Source organism: Arthrobacter sp. 05N33_2 (assembly GCF_056397425.1).
The window spans coordinates 1-7,800 of record NZ_JBFTNJ010000102.1; the positions used below are offsets into that span (position 1 = coordinate 1).

General features: G+C 66.6%; 7 protein-coding genes. 4 read left to right on the top strand and 3 right to left on the bottom strand.

The features are described from left to right. Positions 1-1,083 (bottom strand): type III polyketide synthase (locus AC1DHX_RS19780; protein WP_476900393.1); only part of this gene is annotated, 1,083 nt, incomplete at its 3' end. A 104-nt stretch (positions 1,084-1,187) separates the two neighbouring features. Between AC1DHX_RS19780 and AC1DHX_RS19785 the strand changes: the two genes are divergently transcribed. The 4 genes from AC1DHX_RS19785 to AC1DHX_RS19800 all read left to right on the top strand — a co-directional run bounded on the left by AC1DHX_RS19785 (position 1,188) and on the right by AC1DHX_RS19800 (position 5,195). Beyond that, positions 1,188-1,637, top strand: a complete 450-nt coding sequence (locus AC1DHX_RS19785) for a helix-turn-helix transcriptional regulator (RefSeq protein WP_476850902.1) — start codon at positions 1,188-1,190, stop codon at positions 1,635-1,637. Beyond that, positions 1,634-2,053 (top strand): VOC family protein, encoded by a 420-nt coding sequence (locus tag AC1DHX_RS19790; protein ID WP_476858550.1) that lies wholly within the window; start codon positions 1,634-1,636, stop codon positions 2,051-2,053. Before AC1DHX_RS19785 ends, AC1DHX_RS19790 begins: the two co-directional genes overlap by 4 nt. Before the next feature lie 104 nt (positions 2,054-2,157). Next, a complete protein-coding gene (locus AC1DHX_RS19795) occupies positions 2,158-4,572 on the top strand; it encodes an ATP-binding cassette domain-containing protein (RefSeq protein ID WP_476900394.1) in 2,415 nt (804 codons plus the stop codon). Positions 4,573-4,607: 35 nt separating this feature from the next. Beyond that, positions 4,608-5,195: a TetR/AcrR family transcriptional regulator gene (locus AC1DHX_RS19800; RefSeq protein ID WP_476900395.1), complete on the top strand. Its 588-nt coding sequence runs from the start codon at positions 4,608-4,610 to the stop codon at positions 5,193-5,195. Between the two features lie 62 nt (positions 5,196-5,257). Here AC1DHX_RS19800 and AC1DHX_RS19805 read toward each other — a convergent pair whose 3' ends face one another. Both AC1DHX_RS19805 and AC1DHX_RS19810 read right to left on the bottom strand, forming a co-directional pair. Beyond that, complete coding sequence (locus AC1DHX_RS19805) at positions 5,258-7,012, bottom strand: CocE/NonD family hydrolase (protein ID WP_476900396.1); 1,755 nt, start codon at positions 7,010-7,012, stop codon at positions 5,258-5,260. Continuing rightward, a partial coding sequence (locus tag AC1DHX_RS19810) for an MBL fold metallo-hydrolase (RefSeq protein WP_476900397.1) occupies positions 7,005-7,800 on the bottom strand: 796 nt, incomplete at its 5' end. The genes AC1DHX_RS19805 and AC1DHX_RS19810, both read right to left, overlap by 8 nt.

Genomic DNA, 7,800 nt, shown 5'->3' on the forward strand with positions numbered 1-7,800 from the left:
GCCCGGGCCGGCCCCGGCGTCGTCTGCTGCATCGTCCGCTGCCGGCAGTTCGAGGATGTGCTTGAGGACGAACAGGACGGTGGCGCTGCTCATGTTGCCGAAGTTCCGGAGGGTTTCGCGGGCCGGGACCAGCTGCTCGTCGCTGAGCTCCAGCCTGGACTGGACCTTGTCCAGAATGCTCCGGCCGCCCGGGTGGATGCCCCAGTGCTCGATCTCCCGGTAGGGGAGCCCCTTCAGCGAGCCGTCGCGGGACAGGAGCGGTTCCAGCGCGCCAATGATGTGATCATCGATGATGTGCGGGACATAGTTGCCCAGCACCATCTCGAAGCCCTCGTCACCGATGTTCCAGGCCATCGAGTCCTCCCCGACGGGCGTCAGGACGGTTTCGAAGTGGTCCAGCCGCAGCATGGGCGTTTCCACGGGGATGTCCCGCGCTGTGATGATGGCCGCGGCAGCGCCGTCGGCGAACAACGCCGACCCCATGATGGTGTCCGGATCATTGGAGGTCCGGACGTGAAGGGAACAGAGTTCGGCGCAGACCACCAGCACCGTCGCCTCCGGATCCGCCTCGCAAAAGGACTTCGCCGCCCGCATCGCCGGGAAGGCTGCATAGCAGCCCATAAAGCCGAGGTGGTACCGCTGGACAGCCGGATTCAGGCCGAGGGCCCGGACAATCTTGTAGTCCGGGCCGGGATTGAAGAATCCGGTGCAGGAAACCGTGATCAGGTGGGTGATGTCCCGCTCCTCGACGCCCGGGCAGGCATCGAGGGCTTTTTGGGCTGCTTCAATGAAGAGCTTGGTCGCTTCCGTGGCGAAAATGCCGTTCCGGGTCTTGGTGCTGGGGCTGAGCACCAGGCCGGTGGCGGGGTCGAAGAACTGGGGGTTTTCCGCCTTGCTGTCCGCGGTGAGTTCCTCCACCGCCGTGTGCCGCGTGTCGATGGCTGCAGAGTCAAAGCACGTGTTGACGAGCCGGGATCCGAGCCGGGTGAGGCCCGGCTGGGCGGCGAACACGGCCCTGGCCTCGGGCTGGACCAGGATGGTTGGCGGGACTGCAGTTTCCAGAGACCTCAGGTAGACCGTCATGGTTCATTCTCAGCGAGCCTGCCGCCAAAGACAATGGAACGGCCGGAGATTCAGGAACACCTCCGGGCTGGACAACTCCGGCACGACGTAGCACGAYCGCACTTGTGACCAGCAAACCCGACCGGGCGCAGCGCTTGCGCGACCTCGCGCTGTTACGCCGCGTCCGCGACCGAATGGACCGGGAATACGCACAGCCGCTGGATGTCGAGGCCCTCGCCCGCGGCGCCCACATGTCCGCCGGGCACCTCAGCCGCGAGTTCCGCCTGGCGTACGGCGAGTCGCCGTACAGCTATCTCATGACACGGCGCATAGAACGCGCGATGACCCTGCTGCGCCGCGGCGACCTGAGCGTCACCGAGGTCTGCTTTACGGTCGGCTGCTCGTCGCTGGGCACCTTCAGCACCCGCTTCACCGAACTGGTTGGCGTGCCGCCCAGCGTCTACCGGCGCGAGGCAGCCAGGGCAACCGCAGGGATGCCCTCATGCGTCGCGAAACAGGTCACCAGACCGGTCAGGAATCGAGAAGTCCCGGCCCCCGAACCGCAACTAGCATGAAGCCCATGGACATCAACATTCACGCCAGTTTCCTCCCACACAACGATCCCGACGCCGCCCTGGCCTTCTACCGGGACACCCTCGGCTTCGAGGTCCGCAACGACGTCGGCTACGGCGGGATGCGCTGGATCACGGTCGGCCCGGCCGGCCAGCCGGACACATCCATCGTCCTGGAACCGCCCGCCGCCGATCCCGGCGTCACCGACGAAGAGCGCGGCACCATCGACGAGATGATGGCCAAGGGCACCTATGCGCGCATCCTCCTGGCCACCAAGGACGTCGACGCCACCTTCGAACGGCTGCAGGCCAGCGGCGCCGAGGTGGTCCAGGAACCGACAGAGCAGGCCTACGGGGTGCGCGACTGCGCCTTCCGCGATCCCGCGGGCAACCTGATCCGCATCCAGCAGCCGATCTAAGGTGCCCGCCGGCCACCGCCGGACCAGCCGCCAGCTGGTTAGATAGAGCCAGTCGACGACGACGGGGACGCTTGGGGCTGCCCCGCCCAACAGATGGAGACACGATGAGCATTGCCACGAGCACGGACACGCAGCCGCCCGCGCTGCATGAAGCGGACAGCCACGACCTGATCCGCGTGCAGGGCGCACGGGAGAACAACCTCAAGGACATCAGCGTCGAGATCCCGAAGCGCCGCTTGACGGTGTTCACCGGCGTGTCCGGCTCGGGCAAGAGCTCGCTGGTTTTCGCCACCATCGCCGCCGAGTCGCAGCGGATGATCAACGAGACCTATAGCGCGTTTGTGCAGGGCTTCATGCCCAACCTGGCGCGGCCCGAGGTGGACCACCTGGAGGGGCTGACGACGGCGATCATCGTTGACCAGGAGCGGATGGGCGCCAACCCCCGATCCACCGTCGGCACCGCCACCGACGCGAACGCCATGCTCCGGATCCTCTTCAGCCGCCTGGGCATGCCCCGCATCGGGCCACCCACTGCCTTCTCCTTCAACGTCCCGACGCGCAAGGCGAGCGGGGTGATGAGTACCGAGAAAGCCGGCGGCCGGGTCGAGCGGAGCGTGGTGCGCGATGTGGTCTACCTGGGCGGCATGTGCGCACGCTGCGAGGGGATGGGCTCGGTTTCGGACTTCGACCTCACTGCGTTGTACGACGACAGCAAATCGCTCAGCGAGGGTGCCCTGACGATCCCCGGCTACAGCATGGACGGCTGGTACGGCCGGATCTTCAGCGGCGCCGGCTTCGACATGGACAAGCCGATCGCGAAGTTCACCAAGAAGGAAATGCACGACCTCCTCTACAAGGAGCCCACCAAGATCAAGGTCGAGGGCATCAATCTGACCTACGAGGGCGTGATCCCGAAGATCCAGAAGTCGATGCTCTCCAAGGACGTCGACGCCATGCAGCCGCACATCCGGGCCTTCGTGGAACRCGCCATCACGTTCCAGGCCTGCCCCGAGTGCGACGGCACCCGGCTGAGCCCGGAGGCCAGGTCCGCGAAGATCCAGGGCAAGAACATCGCGGACCTCTGCGAGATGCAGATCAGCGACCTCGCCGCATGGATCCGCGAGCTTGACGCCCCTTCCGTCGCACCCCTGCTGAAAGGCCTGCAGCACCTGCTCGACTCGTTCGCCGAAATCGGGCTGGGTTACCTCTCGCTGGACCGGCCGGCGGGCACCCTGTCCGGCGGCGAGGCCCAGCGCACCAAAATGATCCGGCACCTGGGCTCGTCCCTTACCGACATCACCTACGTCTTTGACGAGCCGACGATCGGCCTGCACCCGCATGACATCGAACGGATGAACCAGCTGCTGCTGCAGCTGCGGGACAAGGGCAACACCGTGCTCGTCGTCGAGCACAAACCGGAGACCATCGCCATCGCCGACCACGTCATTGACCTTGGCCCCGGCGCGGGTACGGCGGGCGGCAGCGTGTGCTTCGAGGGAACCGTGGAGGGCCTGCGGGCGAGCGACACCATCACCGGGCGGCACCTCGACGACCGGGCCAGGTTGAAGGACTCCGTGCGTACCCCGTCCGGCACGCTCGAGGTGCGGGGCGCCTCGACGCACAACCTCAAGGACGTGGACGTCGACGTCCCGCTCGGCGTGCTCTGCGTCGTCACGGGTGTTGCAGGTTCGGGCAAGAGCTCGCTGATCGACGGCTCGGTGGACGGCCGGGCCGGTGTGGTGGTGATTGACCAGGGCGCCATCAAGGGTTCGCGGCGCAGCAACCCTGCGACGTACACGGGCCTCCTCGAGCCGATCCGCAAGGCGTTCGCGAAGGCCAACGGCGTGAAGCCGGCGCTGTTCAGCTCCAATTCGGAGGGTGCCTGCCCCACCTGTAACGGCGCGGGTGTCATCTTCACCGAGCTCGGTGTCATGGCCACGGTCGAATCCACCTGTGAGGACTGCGAGGGCCGCCGGTTCCAGGCGGCAGTTCTGGAGTACACGTTGGGTGGCCGGAATATTGCCGAGGTGCTGGCCATGTCGATGACCGAAGCCGCGGTGTTCTTCAGCGAAGGGGAGGCCCGCACCCCGGCGGCCCACAAGATCCTCGACCGGCTGGTCGACGTCGGGCTGGGCTACCTCACCCTGGGCCAGCCGCTCACCACGCTGTCCGGTGGCGAGCGGCAGCGCGTCAAGCTCGCCACCCAGATGGCGGAGAAGGGTGATGTCTACGTCCTCGACGAGCCCACCACCGGCCTGCATCTCGCCGACGTCCAGAACCTTTTGGGACTCCTGGACCGGCTCGTGGACTCCGGCAAATCGGTCATCGTCATCGAGCACCACCAGGCGGTCATGGCGCACGCCGACTGGATCATCGACCTYGGYCCCGGCGCCGGSCACGMCGGCGGCMGGMTCGTYYTCGAGGGCACGCCCGGCAGCCTTGTGGCCGCCCGCTCCACCCTCACCGGCGAGCACCTCGCGGCTTACGTCGGTTCAGTGGCTGAAAACAGCATCAAGTGAACGAATGCGGTGAATCGGGGGACTAATCTGGGGGCGTGGCAAGCATTCGAGACGCTCAAAAGCAGATGACCCGCCGGCTTTTCCTCGACAAGGGGCTGGAGCTTTTCGAGGAGAAAGGGTTCGCCGCCRCCACGGTGGATGACATCTCCGCTGCCGTGGGCACCACCAGGGCAACCTTCTATTCGCATTTTCCGTCCAAAGCCCAGCTCATGCGCTCGCTCGTCGAGCGGTCCAACGAGATGCTGACGGAGGCCGATGTCCCGCCGCTGCATTCGGTGGTGGAGTCCGGAGACCGCGAGCTGATCAGGGTCTGGCTGGCCCGGAAATTTGACCAGTGGGCCGACATCCGCCCCTATGTTGTGGCGGCTCACCAGGCCGCGGCCAGCGAACCGGACATCCAGGCGGCTTTGGACCAGTGGTTCGACACGGCGATCGACGACATGCAGGCGGGCCTCGACAGCGCCGGGCGTTTTGCCCCGGCCAGCCGCCGGGTCCGCTGCGCGCTGGCCTTCGGCGAGCTGGAGTTCTTTTCCCGGCGCTGGATGCGGCTCGGCTGGACCGTGGACCGCGATACTTCACTGGATCTGATGGTCGAGAACTGGTGCTTCCTGCTGGCTGAGTGAGCTGACAACACCAGGGCGCAGCCTGTTGGCTGCGCCCTGGTGTTGTCAGCTGCCGCATGGCATCAGCGCGCCTGGACGACCGCCGGCTGGCCCCCCGCCGGTTGGCGGGAGGTGAACGGCAGGACCAGCCTGGACTGGTGGGCGGCGTCGCGGTAGATCTTGTGGGTGACGGGCCGGCCCACCGGCAGATGGAAGGCATCCGGCGGCAGCAGCGCGTTGTGCTCGTCGGCCAGCGGCTCGCCGTTCGAAAGCTCTGCGATGAGCTTGTGGCCCGGCTTGAAAGTGTTCGCGAACGGATAGAGGCGCAGGACGTACTCCTCGATCGTCCCCGGCTCCACCGGCACACTGCGGGTGTGCGGGTGGAGCGGGTTGCCCTCGGTGCTGCGGTCGTCAAGTTCGCGGTGCGAGGCCTTCAGGTATCCGCTGGTGATCAGCTGGCGCGCGCCGGTGGGCGCGTAATCCCACAGGCGGAGGATGAAGTTGGTGTCCGGCTGGTCGATCTCGGCGAAGATGTGCGCGGCGCCGGTGCCGATCATCTCCGTGTCCTCCTCGAAGACAGGGGTGGACCAGCTGATGATCTCCACCTTGTCGGTCACTGTCAGCGGCGCCTGGTAGAAGCCGTCCGGGGCGGCGTACTCCGCGCCCATCAGCTCGGGCTCGGTCGACAGTTTGTGCCGCGGGCGCAGATAGAGGGACTTGTACTCGACGTCCTTCGGCGGCCACGCCTCCGCAGTTACCAGCTCACGCGAGCCCTCCACGAAGACGCTCACGGCCGGCTCGTCCATGACGCCGTTGTCGATGCCCTTGATCCAGTAGTCGTACCACCGGAACATCTTGTCGTGTTCTTCGATGAAGGGACGCGACTGCATCGGCGGGTACGGGCCGATGTCCAGCTTCTTGGGGCCCTTCAGCTCCTTGAACAGCTCAATCGTGCCGTCCATCGTCCAGCCGCGGCCCTGGTCGATCTGCAGSYASACCGGGATGTCGATGTTCGGGGCCAGCGTKATGGGGTTGCGCTCCTCGTACCAGTCCCCGTCGAGCTCGTTCATCACAATGTCGAACCAGGCCTCGTGGTTCTTCGGGTAGTTCAGGACATGGACCAGGTTCGGCCAGGCGGCCACGTCCGGGTCCGCAAGACGCGTGGCAACCAGCTTCGTCAATTCCCCGGGGGAGTACTTCTCGATCATGCGGGACTTGACGTTGTCCGTGAACGCCCAGCCGGAATCGCCGCCGCGGCCCTCGCGTGCAGCACGCGGCATGAACCACATGATGCCGCCATGGTAGGTGGTCTCGTAGAAGTCGTAGTGGCCGCCGGAGACAAAGATCGCCTTCAGGTGCGGCGGCCGCTCGGCCGCTGCCAGCACCTGCATGGAGCCGAAATAGGAGATGCCGACCATGCCGACGTTGCCGTCGCACCACGGCTGCGCGGCGACCCACTCGATGAAGTCGTAGGCGTCCTGGCCAAGCGACACGCCACCGGCGTTGTAATTGCCGATATGTTCGCCGCCGGAGTGACCCGAGCCGCGCAGGTCGCCAATGACGTGAACGTAGTCCTCCTTGACGATGCGGGCGATGTCGCCGGCCTCGATGCAGCCGTCCCACATCGGGCTGGGGCGCCGCTGTGGCGGGGTTGTGAGGGCCAGCGCCTGCAGTTCTTTGCCGTAGGGGCTCAGGGCTACGAGGGCGGGGCGCGGTTTGTCCCCGGTACCGTGATAGGCGTCCGCGGCGAGCTCGACGCCGTCCCGCATCGGGACCCGGAGGTCCTTGCGGACGGCGATTTTCTCCGCGCCGGCATCCAACATCTTCAGGTCATCCATGGGTGCGAAGCTCCTCATCTTTGGTCAGGCGGTCAAAGGCCGTGCGGTAGCCGTGGAGCGTCGTGAAGAACGGGGACGGCTCGAGGCTGGGGTCGCCCGCGTAGCCGAGTTCTGCAGCGACGCGGGCGAAGGGCGAGTATGGCGAGTCCGTCTCCTGGAGGCCGTCGCGAAGGTACCGGCGGGCGGCGTCGTCGATTCGGGTCTCGAGGTCCAGGCTTCCCTGCAGGGCATTCCGGGCCGCCTCACGGTCCAGTTCAACGCCGYACGGCACGCCGTCAGCGCCCCGGTACGGGTGGCCCAGGTACAGGTGTTGCGGGCGGACGTCGTCGCGCAGGTACCGCAGACTTGAGCGGTAGGCGGCCGGATCCTCGTAGCCGGGGAAGCCGTTGGCCGCTCCGTGGATCTGCACGGCGTCGCCGACGAAGACCGACTGCTGCCCGTCCACGACGTAGGCGACGGACCCGGCCGTGTGGCCGGGGATGTGGTGGACCGAGACGGTGACGTCCCCGCCCAGGGCGAGGGTCTCGCCGCCCCTAACCAGCATGGTCGGCTCCATCTCGCCGGAGATGACGTGGTTCGCGGCTTTCGTCTGCTCCTCGATGGCATTCGGATTGTCGATGTACTGCTGGCGCACGTCCACGTACTGGTCGACGTGCGCGCGCCGGGAGCGCAGCAGAGGCGCGTCGGCCTCGTGGATCACGACCTTCGCGCGCCGTCCGGTGAGCTCCCATAGGGCGTGCGCACCGCCGAGGTGGTCGATGTGGCCGTGGGTCAGCAGGATCCAGCGC

Bases quoted from the DNA above. Each gene is read 5' to 3' on its own strand.
- AC1DHX_RS19790 (WP_476858550.1), top strand. From the start codon at position 1,634: ATGAAGCCCATGGACATCAACATTCACGCCAGTTTCCTCCCACACAAC.